General features: G+C 56.9%; 20 protein-coding genes and 1 pseudogene. 15 read left to right on the plus strand and 6 right to left on the minus strand.

Going from position 1 to position 22,559, the window contains the following annotated elements:
* The first annotated feature begins 2 nt into the window (after positions 1-2).
* Together V4835_RS11205 and V4835_RS11210 are read left to right on the plus strand one after the other, a co-directional pair.
* Positions 3-1,601: an ABC transporter substrate-binding protein gene (locus tag V4835_RS11205; RefSeq protein ID WP_331412186.1), complete on the plus strand. Its 1,599-nt coding sequence runs from the start codon at positions 3-5 to the stop codon at positions 1,599-1,601.
* Positions 1,602-1,702: 101 nt separating this feature from the next.
* Positions 1,703-1,936: a YdcY family protein gene (locus V4835_RS11210; RefSeq protein ID WP_331412187.1), complete on the plus strand. Its 234-nt coding sequence runs from the start codon at positions 1,703-1,705 to the stop codon at positions 1,934-1,936.
* Positions 1,937-1,939: 3 nt separating this feature from the next.
* Here the strand turns inward: V4835_RS11210 and V4835_RS11215 are convergent, their stop codons facing one another.
* Positions 1,940-2,389: a DMT family transporter gene (locus V4835_RS11215; RefSeq protein ID WP_331412188.1), complete on the minus strand. Its 450-nt coding sequence runs from the start codon at positions 2,387-2,389 to the stop codon at positions 1,940-1,942.
* The gene (locus tag V4835_RS11220; protein WP_063142656.1) at positions 2,386-2,904 is read right to left on the minus strand and encodes a GNAT family N-acetyltransferase; all 519 of its coding nucleotides are present in this window, start codon (positions 2,902-2,904) and stop codon (positions 2,386-2,388) included. The genes V4835_RS11215 and V4835_RS11220 overlap by 4 nt, the downstream gene beginning before the upstream one ends.
* A 148-nt stretch (positions 2,905-3,052) precedes the next feature.
* Between V4835_RS11220 and V4835_RS11225 the strand changes: the two genes are divergently transcribed.
* The 3 genes from V4835_RS11225 to V4835_RS11235 all read left to right on the plus strand — a co-directional run bounded on the left by V4835_RS11225 (position 3,053) and on the right by V4835_RS11235 (position 5,658).
* Positions 3,053-3,628 carry a helix-turn-helix domain-containing protein gene (locus V4835_RS11225; protein ID WP_063142657.1) on the plus strand — a complete coding sequence of 192 codons (576 nt, stop codon included), beginning with the start codon at positions 3,053-3,055 and terminating at the stop codon, positions 3,626-3,628.
* Between the two features lie 65 nt (positions 3,629-3,693).
* A complete protein-coding gene (locus tag V4835_RS11230; protein WP_331412189.1) occupies positions 3,694-4,734 on the plus strand; it encodes an NADP-dependent oxidoreductase in 1,041 nt (346 codons plus the stop codon).
* 255 nt (positions 4,735-4,989) lie between these two features.
* Positions 4,990-5,658: a GntR family transcriptional regulator gene (locus tag V4835_RS11235; RefSeq protein ID WP_331414113.1), complete on the plus strand. Its 669-nt coding sequence runs from the start codon at positions 4,990-4,992 to the stop codon at positions 5,656-5,658.
* A gap of 119 nt (positions 5,659-5,777) precedes the next feature.
* Here V4835_RS11235 and pqqU read toward each other — a convergent pair whose 3' ends face one another.
* Positions 5,778-7,892 (minus strand): TonB-dependent receptor PqqU, encoded by a 2,115-nt coding sequence (gene pqqU / locus V4835_RS11240; protein WP_331412190.1) that lies wholly within the window; start codon positions 7,890-7,892, stop codon positions 5,778-5,780.
* Between the two features lie 242 nt (positions 7,893-8,134).
* Here pqqU and yncE point away from each other — a divergent pair, with 242 nt between their 5' ends.
* Entirely contained in the window at positions 8,135-9,196 is a 1,062-nt protein-coding gene (gene yncE, locus V4835_RS11245; protein ID WP_039262863.1) for a 7-bladed beta-propeller protein YncE, read from the plus strand.
* A 92-nt stretch (positions 9,197-9,288) separates the two neighbouring features.
* Here yncE and ansP read toward each other — a convergent pair whose 3' ends face one another.
* On the minus strand, positions 9,289-10,785 hold the full coding sequence (ansP, locus tag V4835_RS11250; RefSeq protein ID WP_047651051.1) for an L-asparagine permease: 1,497 nt from the start codon (positions 10,783-10,785) through the stop codon (positions 9,289-9,291).
* 322 nt (positions 10,786-11,107) lie between these two features.
* Positions 11,108-12,004, minus strand: coding sequence for a LysR family transcriptional regulator (locus V4835_RS11255; RefSeq protein ID WP_331412192.1), 897 nt, complete (start codon positions 12,002-12,004; stop codon positions 11,108-11,110).
* Between the two features lie 112 nt (positions 12,005-12,116).
* On the opposite strand from V4835_RS11255, the gene V4835_RS11260 reads away from it, so the two are divergent.
* Positions 12,117-12,515 carry a (R)-mandelonitrile lyase gene (locus V4835_RS11260; protein WP_331412193.1) on the plus strand — a complete coding sequence of 133 codons (399 nt, stop codon included), beginning with the start codon at positions 12,117-12,119 and terminating at the stop codon, positions 12,513-12,515.
* Here V4835_RS11260 and V4835_RS11265 read toward each other — a convergent pair.
* Positions 12,512-14,047: a methyl-accepting chemotaxis protein gene (locus tag V4835_RS11265; protein WP_331412194.1), complete on the minus strand. Its 1,536-nt coding sequence runs from the start codon at positions 14,045-14,047 to the stop codon at positions 12,512-12,514. The genes V4835_RS11260 and V4835_RS11265 overlap by 4 nt on opposite strands.
* A 342-nt stretch (positions 14,048-14,389) precedes the next feature.
* Between V4835_RS11265 and V4835_RS11270 the strand changes: the two genes are divergently transcribed.
* From V4835_RS11270 to V4835_RS11305, 8 genes and pseudogenes are all read left to right on the plus strand, one after another.
* Complete coding sequence (locus tag V4835_RS11270; protein WP_331412195.1) at positions 14,390-14,929, plus strand: AAA family ATPase; 540 nt, start codon at positions 14,390-14,392, stop codon at positions 14,927-14,929.
* 110 nt (positions 14,930-15,039) lie between these two features.
* Entirely contained in the window at positions 15,040-16,041 is a 1,002-nt protein-coding gene (locus V4835_RS11275) for an LLM class flavin-dependent oxidoreductase (protein ID WP_331412196.1), read from the plus strand.
* Positions 16,038-17,159, plus strand: a complete 1,122-nt coding sequence (locus V4835_RS11280; protein ID WP_159514284.1) for a M20 peptidase aminoacylase family protein — start codon at positions 16,038-16,040, stop codon at positions 17,157-17,159. Before V4835_RS11275 ends, V4835_RS11280 begins: the two co-directional genes overlap by 4 nt.
* Positions 17,160-17,175: 16 nt before the next feature.
* Positions 17,176-19,439 (plus strand): annotated as a pseudogene (locus tag V4835_RS11285) (NtaA/DmoA family FMN-dependent monooxygenase).
* 9 nt (positions 19,440-19,448) lie between these two features.
* Entirely contained in the window at positions 19,449-19,958 is a 510-nt protein-coding gene (locus V4835_RS11290; protein WP_159514281.1) for a GNAT family N-acetyltransferase, read from the plus strand.
* 9 nt (positions 19,959-19,967) lie between these two features.
* Positions 19,968-20,894, plus strand: coding sequence for an amino acid ABC transporter permease (locus tag V4835_RS11295; RefSeq protein WP_331412197.1), 927 nt, complete (start codon positions 19,968-19,970; stop codon positions 20,892-20,894).
* A complete protein-coding gene (locus tag V4835_RS11300) occupies positions 20,878-21,651 on the plus strand; it encodes an amino acid ABC transporter ATP-binding protein (RefSeq protein ID WP_023335851.1) in 774 nt (257 codons plus the stop codon). Before V4835_RS11295 ends, V4835_RS11300 begins: the two co-directional genes overlap by 17 nt.
* A 9-nt stretch (positions 21,652-21,660) precedes the next feature.
* The gene (locus tag V4835_RS11305; RefSeq protein WP_039262855.1) at positions 21,661-22,548 is read left to right on the plus strand and encodes an ABC transporter substrate-binding protein; all 888 of its coding nucleotides are present in this window, start codon (positions 21,661-21,663) and stop codon (positions 22,546-22,548) included.
* Positions 22,549-22,559 lie beyond the last annotated feature (11 nt).

Below are 22,559 nucleotides of genomic sequence, written 5' to 3' on the forward strand. Positions count from 1 at the left end.
CCATGTCTACAGGGAAAACACTGCTCGCCCTTGCGCTGAGCGCTCTTCTACCAGCCGGTGCCGCATGGGCGGCAAACAGCGACACCCTTATTTACTGTTCTGAAGCCTCCCCCGAGTCGTTCAACCCGCAAATTGCCAGCTCTGGCCCGTCATTTGTGGCCAGCTCTCAGGTGCTGTACAACCGCCTGATCAATTTCGACCCGGTGAAAAACACCCCGGTTCCGTCGCTGGCAGAGTCCTGGACGATCTCACCGGACGGCAAGACCTATACCTTTGCCCTGCGCAAAGGGGTGAAGTTCAACAGCAACAAATACTTCAAACCGACGCGCGACTTTAACGCCGATGACGTTATTTTCTCGGTTATGCGTCAGAAAGACCCTAAACATCCGTACCATAATGTGTCGCAGGGCAACTACGAATACTTCAACGATGTGGGTCTCGATAAGCTGATCCAGGACGTTAAAAAGGTCGACGATTATCACGTTCAGTTCACCCTCAGCGAGCCCAACGCCGCGTTTCTGGCCGACTGGGGGATGGATTTTGCCTCCATTCTCTCCGCCGAATACGCCGACGCGATGCTGAAAAAAGGCACGCCTGAAAACGTAGACACCTGGCCGATTGGTACCGGGCCTTATGTCCTGCAGCAGTACAAGGTGGATTCGCTGATCCGCTATGTTGCTAACCCGAACTACTGGGACGGCGAGGTGCCAACGAAGCATCTTATCTTCTCCATCACGCCAAATGTGGAAACCCGTCTGGCGAAGCTGCAGACCAACGAGTGCCAGATCGTTCCTGCGCCGTCCCCGGTCCAGTTTGACGCGATCAAGAACAATAAAGACCTGACGCTGCACTCCGTCGATGCCCTGAACGTCGGCTATCTGGCGTTTAATACCGAGAAAAAACCGTTTGATAACGTGCTGGTGCGTCAGGCGCTTAACTACGCGACCGACAAGAAGGCTATTGTTAATGCGGTCTTTATGGGTTCCGGCACGGTGGCAAAATCGCCGATCCCGCCAAATATGCTGGGCTTTAATAAAGATTTGAAGGACTACAGCTACGATCCTGAAAAAGCGAAAGCGCTGCTGAAGCAGGCCGGGCTGGAGAAGGGGGCGGAAGTCACGCTGTGGTCAATGCCGGTTCAGCGTCCGTATAACCCGAACTCGCGTCGTATCGCAGAGATGATCCAGAGCGACTGGGCGAAAGTCGGCGTGAAGGCCAAAATCGTCTCTTACGAGTGGGGGGAATATCTCTCCGGAATGCGTAAAGGCGAACATGACTCCGCGCTGTTTGGCTGGATGTCCGATAACGGCGACCCGGACAACTTTGCCGACGTGCTGCTGGGCTGCAACAGCATTAAAACCGGATCCAACGCCGCGCGCTGGTGCGATAAGGGTTATGATGGTCTGGTACAAAAAGCGAAGCTGACCAGCAGCCCGGCCGAGCGTGCGAAGCTCTACGGCCAGGCGCAGGAAATTTTCTACCAGCAGGCGCCGTGGATCGCACTGGCAAACGGGAAAACGTTCTATGCAACCCGCAGCAACGTGACCGGATATAGCGTGAGCCTGATGGGCAGCGATTTCTCCAAAGCGAAGCTGAACTAAGAGTTTTATCGCCGGGTGGCGGCTACGCCTTACCCGGCCTACATTTGGAACCCGTAGGCCCGGTAAGCGTAGCGCCACCGGGCACATAACAAGGAGTGACAATGTCACATTTAAGCGAAGTTACCACCCGTGTCGATGCCGCCCTCGAAGAGAGCGTCATCACCCACATGAATGAACTGCTGATTGAACTGAGCGATGATGCTGAGCTTAGCCGTGAAGATCGTTACACCCAGCAGCAGCGGCTGCGTACCGCGATTTCACACCACGGCAAGCAGCATAAGGAAGAGATGGATGCGCGTCAGGAACAGCTGACCAAAGGCGGCACCATACTGTAACGATCAAAACTGGCGTCGCGCCACCAGCCAGGCCCCGACGACCAGCATCACCGCGCCGCACGCCGGGCCAATCAGGGCGCGCAGCGGAACGCCATGGCTTTTCAGCACGTCCATTACCAGCCCACCGATGAGCTGGCTTGCCACCAGCACGGCGATGGTCGTCGCCGCGCCAACGTTCTGATACCCGCTGATGCTGGCAAAAACGAAAAACGACCCCAGCAGCCCCGGAATGAGCGTCCACCAGCGTACGGTTGCGGCCAGTTCGCTAAACCCGGCGACGCCCTGTTTCAGCAGCAGAATACTGACAAACAGCACAATGCCGACCAGAGAGTTCAGCAGCATCGCGATAAGAATGGTGGAGGAGGACTGGGTGATACGTACCATTAAGGTGTTTTGCACCACCAGACCGATCCCCGCCGCCACCAGAAACGCCAGCGTCAGTGACTGATTCATGGGATGGCGTCCGGATCGCTGCGCTCGTCGAGCTGAAGCTGCATAAAGGTTAAGTCCAGCCAGCGGCCAAACTTGGTCCCCACCTGCGGCATCTGCCCCGTTGTCACAAAACCGAGCGTTTCATGGAGATGAATCGAGGCGTGGTTTTGCGCCTCAATTCCCGCCACCATGACATGTTTGCCGATCTGACGAGCTTCGATTATCAACGCTTTCATCAGCGTGCGGCCAATACCTTTGCCCTGATGATCCGGGTGGACATAAACCGAATGCTCAACCGTATGGCGAAAACCGTCGAAGGCGCGCCAGTCGCCGAAAGAGGCGTAACCGGTGATCGCACCGTCTTCTTCAGTCACCAGAACCGGGTAACCCGCGAGCGTGCGCGCCTCAAACCACGCGATCCGGTTATCGGTATCGACGGTTTTATCGTTCCAGATCGCGGCAGTATGCAGCACCGCGTGGTTGTAGATCTCTCCTATCGCAGCGCAGTCTTCTTTGCAGGCGTGACGAACGATCATGATTAACCCTCTGTGTGTTGTTCACTATAGTATTACGTTATTCCTACGATATTACACAATGGCATTGCCCGATCGCTACGGCATAAGCCATATTTTTTTGTTATCAAAAGCCCATTGAAATGCCGTTCATACACTATAGTATGACGTCATGAACACCATAACAGACACGATGAATCAACGGATTAGCGCAAGAATTCGCCTTGAACGCGAGTCTCGCGGATGGTCCCTGAGCGAGCTTGCCGACCGGGCAGGGGTTTCGCGCGCGATGATCCACAAGATAGAACGCGGAGACAGCAGCCCGACGGCCACCTTGCTTGCCCGCCTGTCCGGCGCGTTTGGCATCAGCATGTCAACGCTCATTGCCCGGGCCGAAATGCAGGAAGGCAAGCTGCTGCGCCTTGCAAACCAGCCCGTCTGGCGAGACCCGCAGACGCACTACCTCCGCCGCCACGTTTCTCCCCGTACCGATCTGCCCATCGACCTTGTTCAGGTTGAACTGCCTGCGGGCAGCGATGTTCCGATGCCTGCATCTTCTTACGCGCTGGCACGTCAGCTTATCTGGCTCCAGTCCGGCGAGCTGGTGTTTCAGGAGGGCGATACCCGCCACGAGATGCACGCCGGAGACTGTCTCGAGCTGGGGCCGCCAAATGACTGCCGGTTCATCAACGAAACGAATGAACCCTGTATTTATCTGGTCGTACGGCTTAACCAGTCTGCCTCGTAATGCTAATGCGATAACGCCGATCGTGAGCCAGGCTGTAATGACACTTGTACCAGAAGGAGATCCCGATGAATCAATCTGTTTCGCAAAATCGCCGCTGGGTACTGGCCTCTCGCCCGCAGGGTGCGCCGGTCGCGGAAAATTTTCGTCTCGAAACGCAGCCTGTTCCCGCACCCGCTGAGGGGCAGCTTTTGCTGCGTACCGTCTGGCTGTCGCTGGACCCTTACATGCGGGGGCGCATGAGCGATGCGCCATCCTATTCACCGCCGGTTGAGCTGGGTGCGGTGATGGTGGGGGGAACGGTCAGCCGCGTTGAACAGTCAAATCATCCCGACTTCAAAGCCGGAGAGTGGGTGCTGGGCTACAGCGGCTGGCAGGAGTATGAACTCTCAGACGGCAGCGGCCTGGTGAAGCTGGGCGAAAATCCGTCCCATCCTTCCTGGGCGCTGGGTATTCTGGGCATGCCGGGCTTTACCGCCTATATGGGATTGCTGGATATCGGGCAACCAAAAGCGGGTGAAACGCTGGTGGTCGCCGCGGCGACGGGCCCGGTTGGCGCGACCGTCGGGCAGATCGGCAAAATCAAAGGGTGCCGGGTGGTCGGCGTCGCCGGTGGCGCTGAAAAATGCCGCCATGCCGTTGAGGTTCTCGGATTTGACCTGTGTCTGGATCATCACGCGGCCGATTTTGCCGAACAGCTGAAGCGCGCCTGCCCGAACGGGATTGATGTCTATTATGAAAACGTCGGCGGGAAAGTGTTTGACGCCGTGCTGCCGTTACTGAATACCTCCGCGCGCGTGCCGGTGTGCGGTCTGGTGAGCGGCTACAATGCGACGGGCCTGCCCGAGGGGCCGGATCGCCTGCCGCTCCTGATGGCGACCATTCTGAAGAAACGCATTCGTATGCAGGGCTTTATCATCGGCCAGGACTACGGGCACCGCATTAAGGAGTTCCAGGAAGCGATGGGACGCTGGGTGCAGGAAGGCAAAATTCACTATCGTGAACAGGTAACGGACGGGCTGGAGAACGCGCCCGAGGCGCTGATTGGCCTGCTTGAAGGGCGGAACTTCGGCAAAGTCGTGATTCGCGTCGCGAGTGACAATAAATAAACAGCATAATGGCGGGGTTTCCCGCCATATTTATTTGTGAAGATACGATATATTGTCTTTAATTAATGGACATGGCTTTTCGCGCCCGCTTCTCGGATGGGCCCGAAACCGATAAAAAAACAAATTTTGCTTTTTTTGATGTTTTTATGTACTTCCCACCACCAGGCATGACGATACAGGATATATCGGACCAGCGTCGTTTTATTAAAACTGGCGTTTAAAAATAGCATTAAGTTTTAGCTACAGGAATTGAACATGCTTGATTTGGATCACTTAGAAAAAGCCCAAAGGATCAGTCTTACCATGCAAGTTGAACTCAGTTTGAAAGGCGCGTTAATTACGGGCTCCCTCAAACCTGGGGCACGACTGATTACGAAAGAGATCGCCGATAAATTAGGAACCAGTATTACCCCGGTTCGCGAGGCGCTTTTACGCCTGGTGTCATCAGGGGCGTTACACGCCACGCCCGCGCAGGCCTTTCTGGTTCCGGAAGTAACGCTGGAGCGTTATAACGAGATTAACGCCATCAGAAAACAGCTTGAGCCGATGGCGGTCGCCGCAGCGTGCCAGAATATGTCAGAAGGCAAGCTGGAGGCGTTGCGCAAAATGTCAGAGGCATTCCATGAGGCCATGCGCAACGGAAACGTTCAGCAGGCGCTTCATGCGAACCGCGTCTTCCGCTTTACGCTTTATCAGTATGCGGAAATGCCGACGCTTAATGCCTTAATTGAACAGCTCTGGGTGCGCATCGGGCCCTGTATGAACTATCTGCATCAGGAGCTTAACGACATCAAAGCGTCGACATATCACTATGACGAACTCCTTTCCGCCCTTGGGCGAAGAGATGTTGCTGCCTGTAAGAAGGCGATTGATAAGGTGATTGATGAAGCGAATTTGCTTTTACAGCGACAATATTTTAACTAAGAGATTATTTAACAGAGCGACTATATACCGCACCTAATTATTTATCTGGTGAATAACTCCTGATGGCAATAAGCCATCAGGAGGGTTATTTCATTAATAAAATAAACGTTTCTTTTTGCTTACTCGAAGCGATAAGAGACCGACAGCCCGACCCCGTAGTTACGGCCTGGTGCTGGTTCGTAATAACGGCCGTTGGACTCGTTGACAATAACCGAGCCCGCGTACTCTTTATCGAACAGGTTATCGACGCGGCCAAAGACGTCCATGCCCCAGTTGCCGTAGTTGAATTTATACCCGGTGTTCAGCCCGACCACCGTATACGACGGCGCTTTCGCCGTGTTCTCGTCGTCGGCCATGATATCGCTCATATAGCGCACGTCAGAACCCGCGTACCAGCCTTCTTCAGGCTGCCAGCCAAACGAGGCGTAGCCCATGTTGCGGGCGATGCCCGGCATACGATTACCGTTACAGTCTGCGTCGCCGCAGACGTTGGTGCGGTAGGTCGCGTCCAGGTAGGTCCACGCCAGCTTCAGCTTCCAGTTCTCAGCAAACTGCTGGTCGAGGGAGACTTCCACACCCTGACGACGGGTTTTACCGGCATTTTTATAGCTGGTACGTCCGCCAGAGCTGGCATCCACCACGATCTCATCATCCGTATCGGTGCGGAACAGGGCAGCGGTCAGCAGGCCATTGCCGATGCGGGTTTTGCTGCCCACTTCGTACGTGTTGTTCGTGGACGGCTTCAGGCCAATGTTCAGACCGCCCTGGTTATCGGCGCGGTAGGAGAGTTCGTTGATGGTTGGCGTTTCAAAGCCGCGCCCTGCGGCGGCGTACAGGTTCCACGCGTCCGTCACGGCATACTTCACGGAACCGGCAGGGAGCCACTTGTGATAGCTCGCGTCACCGCTGTCATCGCCGTTGCCCGGCGTAACGTAATGGTCGTTGGAATCAAACCAGACCGAGCTGTAGCGCACCCCCGCATCCACGGACAGTTTTTGCGTCAGCTGCCAGCTGCTTTGCAGGTAAGGATCGACGTTCCACATCAGGTTACGTTCGTTTCGACGCTTGTCACCCTTCACGCCGTAATCCGGCACGCCGTTGTTCATCACGAAGTTCTCGTATCCGCGACGATCTTCGCTCAGGTTTTCGTAGTTCAGGCCGGTGGTAAACGTCACCGGCACCAGCAGCTCGCCGCGGTGCGTCCAGCGGGTATCAATTCCCTGATAGTGGCGCTGCATATCAATCACCCCGCCGGAGTGGGAAGGTTTCAGCTGCGGCTGATAGGGAATCGACTGGTACTGCGTCATTTCACGCTCACCGGCATACATCATCACGCTGAGGTCGTCCTGCGTGCTGAGCTGGCGATCGTAGCGCAGACCGGCCTGGGTCTGTTTGATGGTCTTGCGGGTGTTGTACTGATCGCCGCGCGGAGACTGACGCGGATTATTCTGCCACTCCTGATAGCTCAGCCCGCCCGGATCGTTGGCCTTCATGTCCACGCTGTTAAAGATAAGCGTCAGCTTGCTGACGTCATCAATACGCACGCCCAGCTTTGCATTGGCCAGGTTCTTCCGCGCGCCGCTGTGGTCACGGTAGCCTTTGGTGGTGAAGCGGGTGGTGGAAACGGTGTAATCCACATCGCCCGCGTGGGTGCCGTCACCCATCGCACCGGTGGCCTTCATGCCGTAGCGCCAGGTACCGTAACTGCCGTAATAGCTGCTGGCTTCAATGGTCGGCGGCTGCTGCCCGGTCTGGGTGTTGATGTTAATCACGCCGCCAGAAGCGTTGCCATAAAGGGCAGAGAAGGGGCCGCGCAGCACTTCAACGCTCTCCACGCTGGAGAGATCGATGTTGGAGGTCTGGCCCTGTCCGTCCGGCATGGTGGCAGGGATACCGTCGACGTACATACGGATACCGCGCACGCCAAACGTTGAGCGGGCGCCAAACCCGCGCATCGAAAGCTGGAGGTCCTGGGCATAGTTCTGGCGGTTCTGAATTTGCAGTCCCGGAACGCTGCCGAGGGATTCAGACAGGTTGATGCGAGGCGCGGCGTGGCGCATGTCATCGCCATTGACGACGCTGACCGCGGCCGGGGTATCCAGTTCCGATACGGTTTGCGGCGTGGCGCTGACGATCATGGTTTGTTCCTCCGCGCTCATTGCGGTTAGCGGCGCGAAAGTAACGGGAACCAGCAGCAGCGGGAGAGAGGCCTTACGGGCAGAAATGATTTTCATGAATAAAACCGGTTGTGGTGTATAAACGAACCAAATGGAACATGTCCATACATGTTAAAGGTTTTGTAAATGTTTTGAAAACTATAACCGCACATTGCGTTAATGAAAGGCGAGACGCGAAAGAAAAACTCCACATTCAGTTGATTAATGATTACTATTCTCATTATCAAAAGGCGATGCCATGACGTTGCCTGTCGGAAGTGATGTCAGCGGAAACCCCTCTTTTCAGAAAAGGAATTGTTATGTCTTTACGTCATCTGTGCTCGCCGCGTCTGAGCCTGTCACTGCTGTCTGCCACTTTACTGCTTGCCGGAACGTTCCAGGTGCATGCCGCCGAAGAGGTTCTGCGTAAAGCGGTGGGCAAAGGGGCGTATGAAATGGCGGTCAGCCAGCAGGAGAATGCGCTGTGGGTGGCGACGTCGCAAAGCCGCAAAACCGATAAGGGCGGGGTTATCTATCGCCTTGATCCGGTCACGCTGGACGTGACGCAGGCGATTCATAGCGATCTCAAACCCTTTGGCGCCACTCTCGACGGCGCGACGCAAACCCTGTGGTTTGGCAACACCATCAACGGCGCGGTGACGGCCATCGATGCGAAAACGGGCGACGTGAAAGGGCGTCTGGTGCTCGATAATCGCCAGCGCAGTGAAACCGTCAAACCGCTGCAGCCGCGCCAGCTGGTGGCGGATGACGCGAGCAACACGATTTACATCACCGGTGTCGGCAAAGAGAGCGTGATTTGGGTGGTGGATGGCGCAACGCTGAAGCTGAAAGAGACCATTGCCAATACCGGTACCTATAGCACCGGCCTGGCGCTGGATGCACAGGCGAAACGCCTCTATACCACGAATGCGGACGGTGAGCTGGTGACGATTGATACGGCCACGAATAAAATCCTGAGCCGTAAAAAAGTGCAGGATGACGGTAAAGAGCACTTCTACCTGAACCTGAGCCTCGACACCGCCGGTCAGCGTGCGTTCCTGACGGATTCAAAACAGCCGGAAGTGCTGGTGGTGAACCTGAAAGACGGCAGCGTGATCGAGAAAATCGCCGCGCCGGAATCCCTGGCGGTCCTGTTTAACCCGGCCCGCAATGAAGCCTATGTGACGCACCGCGAAGCGGGCAAGGTGAGCGTGATTGACGCGAAAACCTACAAGGTGACCAAAACGTTCGACACGCCGGTTTACCCGAACAGCCTGGCTCTCTCTGCGGATGGCAAAACCCTGTACGTGACGGTGAAACAAAAATCCACCCGCCAGCAGGAAGCCACTCAGCCTGACGACGTCATTCGTATCGCGCTTTAAGGTGGGAATTGCCCGGTGGCGCTGCGCTTACCGGGCCGACAAAACCATGAGAAGTAGGCCGGGTAAGGCGAAGCCGCCACCCGGCTTTTTTATTAACGCGAGGTTTCTTCTACCAGCGGCGCGTCGTGTTTTTCATCGTCGTGATGAACCGGCGCGGTGCTGTGGATCTCGTGAACGCGCTTACGCACGCCGAACCAACCGGCAATCAGTAGCACAGCCAGCAGCGGAATGGTCGCGATGGTGTAAGTACCGTTCGGGTAGTCGAACGCCATCAGCACCAGCACGCTGAACAGGAACAGCAGGGTGAGCCAGGAGGTCACCGGTGCGCCCGGCATCTTGAAGCTCACATCAGCCGCCTTGCCTTCTTTGATCGCTTTGCGCAGACGCATCTGGCAGACCACAATAAAGGCCCAGGAGGCGATAATCCCCAGTGCAGCCACGTTCAGAACGATCTCAAATACGCGGGACGGCACCAGATAGTTCAGGAACACGCCAAAGACGTAAACCACCAGCGTTGCCAGAATCCCCGCATAGGGAACCTGCTGCTTGCTCATCTTCGACATGAACTTCGGCGCGGAACCGCCCATCGACATAGAGCGCAGGATACGACCGGTAGAGTAAAGGCCGGAGTTCAGGCTGGAGAGCGCTGCCGTCAGCACCACGATGTTCATGATGCTGCCAACGTAAGGTACGCCCAGCTTAGAGAAGAAGGTCACAAATGGACTCTGACCCGCCTGATAGGCAGTCCATGGCAGCAGCAGAACCAGCAGCACCACGGAACCGACGTAGAACAGACCGATACGCCAGATTACGCTGTTGATGGCTTTTGGCACCATCGTCTGCGGATCTTTACATTCACCTGCTGCGGTGCCCACCAGTTCAATGGAGGCGAAGGCGAACACGACGCCCTGAACCAGGACCAGCGCAGGCAGCAGACCGTGCGGGAAGAATCCGCCGTTATCGGTTATCAGGTGGAAGCCGGTGGCATTGCCGTCCAGCGGCTTGCCGCTGCCGAGGAAGACGGTACCCACGACCAGGAAAATCACAATGGCCAGCACTTTTACCAGCGCAAACCAGAACTCCATCTCCGCGAACCACTTCACGCCGATCATGTTCATGGTGCCGACAATGGCCAGCGCGCCAAGCGCAAACACCCACTGCGGAACGTCACCGAACGCGCCCCAGTAGTGCATGTACAGCGCAACGGCGGTGATATCGACAATACCGGTCATCGCCCAGTTGACGAAGTACATCCAGCCCGCAACGTAGGCCGCTTTTTCACCGAGGAATTCACGGGCGTAAGAGACGAAACTTCCGCTGGAAGGGCGATGCAGTACCAGTTCGCCCAGCGCGCGTAGAATGAAGAAAGAGAAGATCCCGCACACCAGATAGACCAGGGCGAGAGCCGGGCCAGCCATTTGCAGACGCGCACCAGCACCTAAAAACAGACCCGTTCCGATAGCGCCGCCGATGGCGATCATTTGAACCTGACGGTTGCCCATCGCTTTGTGGTAGCCCTCTTCGTGGGAGTTCAACCAGCGACGTTTAGCAGCATGATGATCGGCTGCGCTTTTATTGCTTGTTTTCATTGAGTTACCTGTTTGCCTGTCTGAACCATTATCGTGATAGTCCTGCCTGGCAGAGCGCAATACAAACGATTGCTTCTGCACAAACACATGTCGCCTTCCCAGTCATTCTGCGTATGGATAAGGCGAAACATGGCGAGGCATCCTACCTGCAATTCATAAGCGACGCAAAATATAACCTTGCCGAAAGTGATGCACGTCGAAGGAAATCGTGTGGTCAGAGCAGACGGCGATCGCAACGCGCTGAATCGTGGTGAGTTTTTATACAAAACAGTTGACGGGTTGATTATTAAATCATCAGATTTTCTTAATTATTACCAGGTGGTCAAGATTTTGACTGCTGCAGAGCATCTAACAGTAACCTGAACGCGGTAGTGTGCTGGCGACGGCTCGGATAATAAAGATGATACCCCTCAAAAGTCGGGCACCACGCTTCAAGAACCCTGACCAGCCGTCCGTCACTCAGCGCCCCCAGAACCGACGCCTCCGGTACGTAGGCGAGTCCGAGTCCATTCTCAGCGGCGTCGATGCGCTGCGACAGGTTGCTCAGCGTAAGCTGCCCCTCAACCCGCACGCGAAGCTCGCGCCCGTCGCGCTCAAACTCCCAGTGATACAATCCCCCGCGCGTGGGCAGGCGCATATTGATACAGCGGTGGTCAGCGAGCTGCTCCGGCGTCTGCGGAACGCCTAAGCGTGCCAGATAATCCGCGGAACCGACCACGGCCATGCGCATATCTGGCGCGATCCGTACCGCAATCATATCTTTTGCCACCTGTTCACCCAGGCGAACTCCCGCGTCGAAACGGCCATCAACGATATCCGTCAGGCCGTTATCTACCGTCACTTCGACGTTAATCTCAGGATACTGCACCATAAACGCCTTCAGTACCGGCCAGAGCACGACGTCCATCGCGTGCTCGCCAGCGACGATGCGGATAGAGCCTGCGGGTTTGTTGCGCGCGCTGCGAAGCGCCGTGAGCTCCTGCTCGATCTCCAGCAAATGCGGGCTTAAGCGCGTAAAGAGCTGCTCACCTGCCTGAGTGGGAACAACGCTGCGGGTTGTGCGGGTTAAAAGGCGAACGTCGAGCCGCGCTTCAAGCTTGCGCATGGCGTGGCTTAGCGCCGATTGCGAGACGCCCAGCTGCGCCGCTGCGCGCGTAAAGCTGCGCTCGCGGGCGACTACCATAAAAGAGAGCAGGTCGTTGAAATTATCTTTTAGCATCGCGATTGCCTCTATTTATGAATTTGAATCATATTTCCTATCTGATTATGCATGCTAATGCTCCGGATTGCTTTGCGCTACTGTTAACGCAACAGTAAACGAGGAGCAAAAGATGAAAATTATCCGCAGCGGGTCATTACCTTCAGCAAAGGGACCGGAAGCCTGGTTCACCGGCACCGTCCGCATTGACGCGCCATTCCAGGCGAGCGAACCTGCCAGCGTTGGCGGAGCAACCGTGACCTTCGAGCCGGGCGCGCGCACCGCGTGGCATACGCATCCCCTTGGGCAAACGCTGATTGTGACGCAGGGTCGCGGCTGGTTACAGGAGTGGGGCGAAGCGGCGGAAATCTTGAATCAGGGGGATATCGCCTGGATCCCACCCGGCGTAAAGCACTGGCACGGCGCAAGCGCGCAAACGGCGATGACGCATATTGCTATCGCCGAATCCGTTAACGGCAGCCCGGTAGCATGGCTGGAAAAAGTCACCGACGAGCAGTACCCGAACGGCTAACCGCCAAAAACGGCAATCGCCTGCTGCAGGCGCGTCGTGCGCTGCGTCAGATGATTCGCGGCGTGAGCGACGTTATCCACCATCCCCGTATTGTTGTGTGTCATTGCGCCGATACGGGAGATGGATGCGTTGATGAGCGTCAGCGCCTGGGTTTGCTCCTGCGTGGCGTGGCCGATCTCCTTAATCAGGGAGGAGACCCGCAGCACGTTGTCGATCATAACCGTCAGCTGCGTTTCGGTCTGTTCCACTTTTTCCACGCCCGCGTTGACGCTGGCGACGTTTTTCTCAATCAGCGCTTTGATCTCTTTCGCCGCCGTCGCGGAGTGCTGCGCAAGGTTGCGCACCTCGGCCGCCACCACGGCAAAACCGCGCCCGGCTTCACCTGCGCGCGCCGCTTCCACGGCAGCATTCAGCGCAAGAATGTTGGTCTGAAAAGCGATGCGATCGATAACGCTGATAATATCGACGATCTGACTGTTATCCTGCGACACAGATTGCATCATACCGATAGTCTCTTTCATCATCGCTTCGCCGCAGTGGGCGCTGTCGCGGGTGCGATCCGCCATCTCCGTGGCTTCTTTCGCGGTTTCTGCCGTCTGCTTCACCGCGCTGGCGATCTCTTCCACCGCCGACGCGGTTTGCTGCAGAAAGTCTGCGGTCTCTTCTGAACGCGTCTGCAGCGCTGCACCTTCTTTCGCGACCTGCTGGCTGATGGTGCCAATACCGCTGATTTGCGCCCCGACATCGTCAACCAGCGAATTCAGGTTCAAACCGGATTGATTGACCAGGCGCATCATCAGCCCGATGTCATCGATCCTGTCAAAATGGTAATAGTCCGTTTTACGTCCTGAAACCACGCGCTGCATCTGCTGCACAATGGATTTTACCGGCCGGGCGATCTGCGCATGGAGATAATAAGCCAGGCAAGTCAACAGCAGCACCAGACTCCCCGACTGCACAAGTTTATCAGGGAATAAATACACCGCCAGGCAGGAGAGTAACGCCGTCGTCGCAATACCCAGATGGATTCGCTTAGGGGTACTAAGACATTTAAAAAGCGACATAAAAGAAAATAAACCGCGCCGAATTAACAGCCCTTTATAAAAACGATGATGTTTTAATTCGTTATTACGCACTTTTGCATACAGTTTTTCGCTGGCCGCGATCTCTTCCCGCGCGGGGATATTTCGCACGGAGATATAGCCCGTCAGGCTTTCATCCTGCCAGACCGGCGTCACGTTAGCCCGCACCCAGTAGTGATCGCCATTGTGACGACGGTTCTTCACCAGCCCCGTCCAGGTCTCACCCTGCTGCAGGGTAAACCACATGTCGCCAAACGCTTCGGCAGGCATGTCGGGATGGCGGATGAGGTTATGCGGCTCGCCCAGAAGATGTTCTTCTTTATATCCGCTGGCTTCAATAAAAGCGGAATTAGCATAGGTAATATGACTTTTTGTATCGGTGGTCGACATTAACGTCGAACCATCGTTAAGCAAATACTCGTTTTGTGTAACGGGAGTGTTACGCCTCATGAGTAGCTCCATGATGATGTGCGAGAATAAAAAATGCCCTGAAAACGTTCAGGTAAGATTAATGCGATTATTTTTATAACTGCCTGCGGTCTATTCTCTCTGAAATTAAGACTGTTCGAAATAGCCTTGCTCATTATTTTTAAATTGTTAATTTTGCCGAATGTAATAAAAATGAAAATATTTTAAAGGGCGTCTTTGGTTGGCGCTGCAAATAAATGACATAAGCCAAACTAAAAGGGGGAGATCGCCTCCCCGGAAAAATTGCCATGCTGAAATAGCGTTTCGTTAACAGGATGAAAACGCTATCATTTGGTCAATTTTCGTTAACACAGTGAGGCTGAGGTGAAAATTAACGTCATCGGAACCAGCGGGAGCGGAAAAAGCACGCTGGCGAAGCAGATTGCGACCGAACTGGCTATTCCCTATATCGAGATGGACAGACTCTACTGGCGGCCCGACTGGCAGGGCACGCCGGACGATGTGTTTCAGGAAAAGCTGGAGCAGGCGCTACAGGCGTCGCCTGACTGGGTGCTCGACGGCAACTATAACCGCACGCGGCCCGTTAAATGGCGCAATGTAGACGTTGTGGTGTGGGTGGATTATGGGTTTGCCCGCACCCTCTGGCAGGCCGTCAACAGGGCAATCAAACGGGCCTGGCATAAACGCGAGCTTTGGCCCGGAACCGGGAACAAAGAGAGTTTCCGTCGAGCGTTCTTCAGTAAAGAGTCCATTCTCATCTGGACGATGAAAACGTGGCGTAACAACCGCACGCGTTATGAAGCCGATCTGCAAAACCCGCAATATGGCCATATTCGTTTTGTCCGCATAACCCGCCGCGGGCAGGCGGAAACGCTGATTGCCTCCTTAAAGTCTTATTCTTAGCATGGTTTTATATATCTGATTTCCGGCAAACTAAATGTAAATTAATTGTTTCTCAGTGGTGAAATGCGCCTTTAATAATGTCGACATGTTAAGTCAAACGAGAACGCAACATGTCATGGCGAATCAGCATTCTGGATAAAAGCCCCATCGCTGAAAACGAAACGGCCGCCGATGCACTGGCGCGTACGCTGGCGCTGGCGCAGCAGGCAGAAAATCTGGGCTATCACCGCTTCTGGATTGCCGAACACCACAACACTCCCCATCTTGCCAGCCCCTCACCGGAGCTGCTGATTGCCTGGATCCTCGGGCAGACAACGCGCATCCGCGTCGGATCCGGCGGCGTGATGCTCCAGCACTACAGCCCTTATAAAGTCGCCGAGAATTTCAACGTGCTGGCCGCGCTGGCGCCCGGTCGCGTGGATCTTGGCGTCGGGAAAGCCCCCGGCGGTTTACCGCTCTCAACGCGTGCGCTGCAGCAGGGCATGAATCAAGAGGAAAAGGGCAGCTTCGCCGAACAGCTGGCCCAGCTCGATCGCTGGATCCGTCCTGAACATCCGTCAACCGAGGATGCCGTCCGCGCCACGCCTCAGCCGCCGTCGCCTGCAGAACGTTTTCTGCTGGGCGCGAGTACCGATAGCGCGCTGCTGGCCGCCGGGCTCGGCTGGCACTTTGTTTTTGCCGCGCATCTGAACGGTGACCCGGAACTGCTGCGCGAGGTGGTATCGACCTGGCGTAAGAGCAGCACGCGGGACGTGATTGTGGCGGTACAGGCGATTGTCGCGCCGACGCAGGCCGAGGCAGAAGCCCTGGCGCAAAAGGTCGAAGTGTGGGGCGTTGAGCTGGCAAACGGCCAGCGTGTCACCGTGGCCAGCGAAGAGCAGGCCTACGCCTTTGCGCGTCAGGCGGGCAGCGAGCCGGTGCGCATTGCACGCCGGGCGCAGTCGCTGCTGGCCGGTACGGCTGAGTCGGTACTTGAACAGCTCAACGCGCTGCACCAGCAGTGGGGCATTGACGAATTTATCATCGACACGCCGGTAGCGGAGGGAGCAACGCGCGTCGCGTCGCTGCGCCTGCTGGCCGAGGCGCGTCTTAACAGGGAGGTTACCGTATGAGCTTTGGCGAACAGCTGATTGCCTGGCGTCGCGAGTTGCACCAGAACCCGGAGCTTTCCGGCCAGGAAGTGGAGACCACGACGCGCCTGCGCCAGTGGCTGACGAACGCCGGGATTACCCCGCAGCCTTACGATCTGTCTACCGGACTGGTGGCGGAAATCGGCTCGGGCAGCAAACTGATTGCGCTGCGGGCAGATATCGACGCTCTGCCGATTGAAGAGCGCAGCGGCGTGCCGTTTAGCTCGCAGCGTGCAGGCGTAATGCATGCCTGCGGGCACGATATCCACACCAGCGTGATCCTCGGCGCCGCGTTGAAGCTGAAAGAGCGGGAAGCGTCGCTTAACGGCCGCGTTCGGATCCTGTTTCAACCTGCCGAAGAGAACTTTGGCGGTGCGAAGAGCATGGTGCGCGCCGGTGCCCTGCGTGACGTCAGCGCCATCTTCGGCATGCATAACGAGCCCGGCCTGCCGGTCGGTGAGTTCGCTACCCGCGGCGGGCCATTTTATGCCAACGTCGATCGCTTCGTGATCCGCATTACCGGTAAGGGCGCGCACGCCGCACGTCCGCACGAAGGCAACGACGCCATTGTGCTGGCGAGCCAGCTGGTGACGGCGCTGCAAAGCGTCGCCAGCCGCAACGTCAATACGCTGGACTCGGTGGTGCTGAGCGTGACGCGCATTGCAGGCGGTAACACCTGGAACGTGCTGCCGGAAAGCGTCGAGCTGGAAGGCACGCTGCGCACCCATCGCACGGAAGTGCAGCAGAACGTGAAAGCCCGCGTGGGCGAAATCGCCGCCGGGTTTGCCAGCGCCTTTAGCGCACAGATTGATATCACCTGGTATGCCGGGCCCACCGCGCTGGTGAATGACGAACGCTGGGCCGATTTCGCCACCTCGGTCGCCCGGGACGCCGGATATGAAACCCGGCACGCCGAGCTGCATATGGGTGGGGAAGATTTCGCGGTCTATCTGCAGCAGATCCCGGGGGCGTTTGTCAGCATCGGTAGCAACAGCCCGTATGGTTTACATCATCCGGCCTTCAATCCGGATGAAGCCTTAATTGAGCCCGCTGCCCGCTATTTTGCAGAGCTTGCGGAAAAAGCCCTGCAACACGTTTAATTCTTAAGAGGTGAATATGTCTGCACATCGTCAACTGCGGCTGGGGACCATTTTGCATGGTGCATCCGGAAATATGTCCGCCTGGCGTCACCCTGAGGCCGTCGCCGATGCCAGTATCAATTTTGATTTCGTCAAAGCGACGGCGTTAAAGGCGGAGGAGGGTAAACTCGATTTTTTATTCGTTGCCGACGGTCTTTATATAAACGAGAAATCGATCCCGCATTTTTTAAACCGCTTTGAACCGCTGACGGTGTTATCCGCTCTCGCCAGCATCACCTCGCACCTGGGGCTGGTGGGAACCTTATCCACCTCCTACAGCGAACCCTTCACCACGGCGCGCCAGTTCGCCAGCCTCGACCACCTCAGCAACGGACGCGCGGGCTGGAACGTGGTGACTTCGCCGCTGGAAGGGTCGGCAAAGAACTTTTCCCGCGAAAAACACCCCGAGCATGCGCTGCGCTATCGCATTGCGGATGAGTATCTCGACGTGGTGAAAGGGCTGTGGGATTCCTGGGAAGGCGACGCCTTTGTGCGCAATAAAGAGAGCGGCCAATTCTTTGATTCGGCAAAACTGCATACCCTGGACCACCACGGTGATTTCTTCCAGGTCGCCGGGCCGCTGAATATTGGTCGAACGCCGCAAGGACGACCGATTGTCTTTCAGGCGGGCGCGTCGGACGACGGGAAAAAGCTGGCGGCGAAACATGCCGACGCCATTTTTACCCATCACGAAACGCTCGATGAGGCAAAAGCGTTTTATCGCGACGTGAAGCAGCAGCTGGAAACTAACGGACGCCGCGCGTCAGATTTACATATTTTCCAGGGCGTCAGCGTGATTGTGGGTAAAGACGCCGACGACGTGGAGAACCAGTATCAAACCACGGCGGCGCTGGTGTCGATTAACGATGCCCTCAACTACCTCGGGCGTTATTTTGAACATCACGATTTCAGCCAGTATCCGCTCGACGAGCCGTTCCCGGATATCGGCGACTTAGGCAAAAACAGCTTCCGCAGCACCACCGATGAAATTAAGCGTAATGCCGCAGAGCGCAACTTAACCCTGCGTCAGGTAGCGCTGGAAGCCGCATCAACGCGCCCGCGCTTTTCCGGTACGCCGGAAGAGGTGGCAGACGGCCTGCAGGCCTGGTTTGAAGGCTATGCCGCAGACGGCTTCATCATTCAGGGCGGTACGCCGGACACCTTCCCGCGCTTTGTTGACCTGGTGGTACCTGTTTTACAGGCGCGCGGCCTGTTCCGTACCGACTACCCGGGCACCATGCTGCGCGAAAGTCTGGGTTTAGACGAACCTAAAAATCAATTCACACAACAATAAAAGAGAACACCGCTATGCAGAAAACATCGCTTATTCTGGCGCTCGCGCTGGCCTTTACCCCTGCCGTCTGGGCAGAGAATGTGAATATTAACGGCACCGGCGTGAGCATCGAGGCCAATAAAACGCCGGTTAATACCGTCAAAAATGGCGAGGCGGTGGCACAGCTGCCAAAAGATTATCGCTTCGCCGTGCCGGGGAAATTTACCGTGGCGGTGGCGGGCCTCAATCAACCGCCGCTGACGGTGTTTTCCGATGACAACAAAACGCTGCTGGGAAGTGAGGTGGACGTCGCCCGTCTGGTCGCTGACAGCCTGGGGCTGGAGCTGAACGTGGTGCCGACCTCCTGGGAAGACTGGCCGCTGGGCGTGGCCTCCGGGAAATATGATGCCGCCATCAGCAACATCACCGTCACCAAAGAGCGTAAAGAGAAGTTTGACTTTGCCACCTACCGAAAAGATTCCCTCGGGTTCTACGTGAAATCAACCAGCCCGATCAAGTCGCTTGAGAAGGCTGAGGACATCGCCGGGCTGCGGATTATCGTCGGCTCCGGCACCAACCAGGAGGCCATCCTGCTCGCATGGAATGCCGAAAACCTGAAGAAGGGGCTGAAGCCCTTTACCCCGATCTATACCAAAGACGATGCGGCACAAACGCTGGCACTGCAGTCCGGACGCGCGGATGCCTACTTTGGCCCGAACGTGATTGGCGCCTGGAAAGCGGCGCTGAACGGGAAAACCAAACTGGTGGGTAGCGTGGACGGCGGCTGGCCGAAGGCGGCGCACATTGCCGTGACGCTGAAAAAAGGCAGCGGGCTGGTTGAGCCGGTGCAAACCGCGCTGAACGGCGTGATCAAAAACGGCGATTACGACAAAGTGCTGAACCGCTGGGGGGAAGGCGTTGAGCGCATTCCTCAGTCCGAAGTGAACCCGGCTGGCCTGGGCGATTAAGGAGGCTGCATGAGCGAACGATTTCGTGACGTTTCCCCGGAGGATGCCGAGCTCCAGCCCATCATTGAGGGGCTGTTCGGTGAATATGCTGCCCGTTACGGCGACTACTTCTCTAAAGACGCGGAGGTGGAACTCACCGAGTGGTATTTAGCGCCGCAGGGGCTGTTTATCGTGCTGGAGCGCGACGGGAAAATTATCGCCACCGGCGCGTACAAACCTTTCGACGAACGCACCGCGGAAATCAAACGCATCTGGACGGACAAAACCCTGCGTCAGCAGGGGCTTGCCGGGCGCGTGGTGCAGGAGCTTGAGCGCAGGGCGGTGCTGGCAGGATATAGCCAAATCTACCTGACAACCGGTTTTCGCCAGCCGGAAGCGGTCAGGCTCTATATCAGCCAGGGCTATCAGCCTCAGTTCGATCTGAACCGGGATCCGGAAGAGTACAGCCAGCCGCCGTTTGACGGTCGGCTGCGCTTCACCAAAACGCTGGTACGCGAAGCGTTCAGTAAAACCGCATGAGGAACGACGATGAGCAACGTTGAAACCATTAAGGTGGTCCCGGCGCGTTATCCGCTGCGGACCGTCGGCGCCGCGGTGGCGCTGTTTGTCCTGGCGGTCGTGATTCAGTCCGTGGCCTTTAACCCGCGCTGGGAGTGGGCGGTCTTCGCCCGCTGGTTCTTTGACCCGGTTATCCTCGAAGGCGTCGGGCAGACCCTGCTGCTGACGCTGATCGGCACCGCGCTGAGCGTGGTGTTGGGCGGCATGTTGGCGCTGGCGAGACTGTCCTCGTCATGGCTTCTGAGCAGCCTGGCATGGGGGTACATCTGGCTGTTTCGATCGCTGCCGCTGATTGTGGTGCTGATCGTTCTGTACAACTTTTCCTATCTCTACGACACGCTCTCTCTCGGCGTGCCGTTCACCGGCATCACCTGGGGCAGCTTTGAAACCATCAACGTGCTGGGGCAGTTTTCTACCGCCGTGGTGGGGCTAACCCTGGTGCAGAGCGCCTATACCGCCGAGATCATTCGCGGCGGATTCCTGGGGGTCGATCACGGGCAGTACGAGGCCGCCGCCGCGCTCGGACTCCCGGCCTGGCGCCGCACGGTGCGCATCATTTTGCCTCAGGCGCTGCGTACCATCCTGCCGTCGGGGTTCAATGAAATCATCAGCCTCGCCAAGGGCACGGCGATGGTGTATGTCCTGGCGATGCCGGAGCTGTTCTATACCATCCAGATGATCTACAACCGCACGCAGGAGGTGATCCCGCTGCTGATGGTCGGTGCTGCCTGGTACCTGGCGATCACCACCGTCCTGTCCGCTATCCAGTATGGCGTCGAACGCGCGCTTGCCCGCAGCGAACGCCGCTCTGCCGTTAACCAGAACCGTGCCACCCGTCGTACCCGTTCTGTCACCACCACGCCAGCACAGGAGCCCGTCCATGCAAGCCTCTCCTGAAGGACATATTTCAATTACCGGCGTCAGCAAGTTTTTTGGCCGCCATAAGGCGCTCGACAACGTTTCGCTTGAGATCCCGCCAGGGTCCGTGACGGTGATCCTCGGGCCGTCCGGCTCCGGTAAATCGACGCTGCTGCGCACCATTAATCACCTGGAGCGCGTCGACGAAGGCTTTATCCAGATTGACGGGGATTACATTGGCTATCGTCGTCAGGGCGATAAGCTCTATGAGCTAAAGGAGAAGGAGATCCTCAAACAGCGCGTCAACGTGGGCTATGTGTTCCAGAACTTCAATCTCTTTCCCCATCTCACGGTGCTGGAAAACCTGATAGAGGCGCCTATCGCGCATAAAAAGCTCAGCAAAAAAGAGGCGGTGGAAAGGGCGTACAGCCTGCTGGACGTGGTTGGGCTGCGGGATAAAGCCGATGCCTGGTCACGCCATCTTTCCGGCGGCCAGCAGCAGCGTATTGCCATTGCCCGCGCGCTGGCGTTACGCCCTCGGGTGATGCTGTTCGATGAGCCCACCTCGGCGCTGGATCCGGAGCTGGTGGGGGAAGTGCTGGACGTGATCAAAAAGCTGGCCCGGTCCGGCACCACGCTGGTGGTGGTGACCCACGAGATCGGCTTTGCCCGGGAAGTGGCGGATCAGGTGGTGTTTATGGTCGACGGAAAAATCGTCGAGCAGGGAAGCAGTGACGAGGTATTAAACCGTCCGTCACATGCGCGAACGCGACAGTTCCTCTCCAAAGTCTTGTAAGGAGCGCCAATGAAATATGGACTTCTGGCGGGGCTGGTCTTCACGACGGCGAGCCACGCCAGCATTGATTTGAAAGCCAACGAACAGCCGCTGCCGGTAACGGTGGATCGGCAGGCCGTGGCGAAGATCCCCGCCAATTATAAATTCGTTGAGCCGGGTACGCTGACGGTCGCCGTTTCGGCGCTGAATTCTCCGCCGCTGGCGCTGCTGGCCAGCGATAACCGTACGCGTATTGGCAGCGATCCGGATATCGCCCGCCTGCTGGCGGGCAGCCTGGGGCTAAAGCTGAAGCTGGTGCCGACGGCGTGGGAAGACTGGCCGCTGGGGATCGCCTCCGGGCGCTACGACGTGGCGTTGGTGAACATTGCGGTGACCGAACAGCGTAAAGAGAAGTTTGATTTTGCGACCTACCGCGTCGATTCGCTGGCGTTTTCGGTGAAATCCACCAGCGAGATCCAGTCAATCAAAAGCGCGGAAGATCTGGCGGGGAAAAAGGTGATTGTCGGCTCTGGTACGAATCAGGAGCGCATTCTGCTGGGCTGGAACGAAGAGAACAAAAAGGCGGGGCGGACGCCCGCGCTGCCGGTCTATCTTCACGACGATGCCTCGGGCAATCTCTACATTCAGTCCGGCAGGGCGGACGTGTTCTTTGGCCCTCAGTCGGTTTCAGCCTACAAAGCGGCGCTCACCGGCAAAACCCGCGTTGTCGGTTTAGGGCCGAAAAAAGCCTATGTCGCGACCACCACCAAAAAAGGCAATGAGCTGGTGTACGCGCTGCAGGCCGCGCTGGACGGCGCGATTAAGCGCGGAGATTATCAGAAGGTGCTGGCGCGCTGGGGCGAGCAGGGGGAAGCGGTGGCGCAGTCGGAGGTCAACCCGCCAGGGATAACCTACTAATGGTGCTCTAC

This window comes from Enterobacter cloacae complex sp. CARB60 (assembly GCF_036487345.1).
In the GTDB taxonomy this organism is placed as follows: domain Bacteria; phylum Pseudomonadota; class Gammaproteobacteria; order Enterobacterales; family Enterobacteriaceae; genus Enterobacter; species Enterobacter asburiae_D.

Coding starts and splice junctions, on each gene's coding strand:
- V4835_RS11205 (WP_331412186.1), top strand. CDS start 3: ATGTCTACAGGGAAAACACTGCTCGCCCTTGCGCTGAGCGCTCTTCTA.
- V4835_RS11210 (WP_331412187.1), top strand. CDS start 1,703: ATGTCACATTTAAGCGAAGTTACCACCCGTGTCGATGCCGCCCTCGAA.
- V4835_RS11215 (WP_331412188.1), bottom strand. CDS start 2,389: ATGAATCAGTCACTGACGCTGGCGTTTCTGGTGGCGGCGGGGATCGGT.
- V4835_RS11220 (WP_063142656.1), bottom strand. CDS start 2,904: ATGATCGTTCGTCACGCCTGCAAAGAAGACTGCGCTGCGATAGGAGAG.
- V4835_RS11225 (WP_063142657.1), top strand. CDS start 3,053: ATGAACACCATAACAGACACGATGAATCAACGGATTAGCGCAAGAATT.
- V4835_RS11230 (WP_331412189.1), top strand. CDS start 3,694: ATGAATCAATCTGTTTCGCAAAATCGCCGCTGGGTACTGGCCTCTCGC.
- V4835_RS11235 (WP_331414113.1), top strand. CDS start 4,990: ATGCTTGATTTGGATCACTTAGAAAAAGCCCAAAGGATCAGTCTTACC.
- pqqU (WP_331412190.1), bottom strand. CDS start 7,892: ATGAAAATCATTTCTGCCCGTAAGGCCTCTCTCCCGCTGCTGCTGGTT.
- yncE (WP_039262863.1), top strand. CDS start 8,135: ATGTCTTTACGTCATCTGTGCTCGCCGCGTCTGAGCCTGTCACTGCTG.
- ansP (WP_047651051.1), bottom strand. CDS start 10,785: ATGAAAACAAGCAATAAAAGCGCAGCCGATCATCATGCTGCTAAACGT.
- V4835_RS11255 (WP_331412192.1), bottom strand. CDS start 12,004: ATGCTAAAAGATAATTTCAACGACCTGCTCTCTTTTATGGTAGTCGCC.
- V4835_RS11260 (WP_331412193.1), top strand. CDS start 12,117: ATGAAAATTATCCGCAGCGGGTCATTACCTTCAGCAAAGGGACCGGAA.
- V4835_RS11265 (WP_331412194.1), bottom strand. CDS start 14,047: ATGAGGCGTAACACTCCCGTTACACAAAACGAGTATTTGCTTAACGAT.
- V4835_RS11275 (WP_331412196.1), top strand. CDS start 15,040: ATGTCATGGCGAATCAGCATTCTGGATAAAAGCCCCATCGCTGAAAAC.
- V4835_RS11280 (WP_159514284.1), top strand. CDS start 16,038: ATGAGCTTTGGCGAACAGCTGATTGCCTGGCGTCGCGAGTTGCACCAG.
- V4835_RS11290 (WP_159514281.1), top strand. CDS start 19,449: ATGAGCGAACGATTTCGTGACGTTTCCCCGGAGGATGCCGAGCTCCAG.
- V4835_RS11295 (WP_331412197.1), top strand. CDS start 19,968: ATGAGCAACGTTGAAACCATTAAGGTGGTCCCGGCGCGTTATCCGCTG.
- V4835_RS11300 (WP_023335851.1), top strand. CDS start 20,878: ATGCAAGCCTCTCCTGAAGGACATATTTCAATTACCGGCGTCAGCAAG.
- V4835_RS11305 (WP_039262855.1), top strand. CDS start 21,661: ATGAAATATGGACTTCTGGCGGGGCTGGTCTTCACGACGGCGAGCCAC.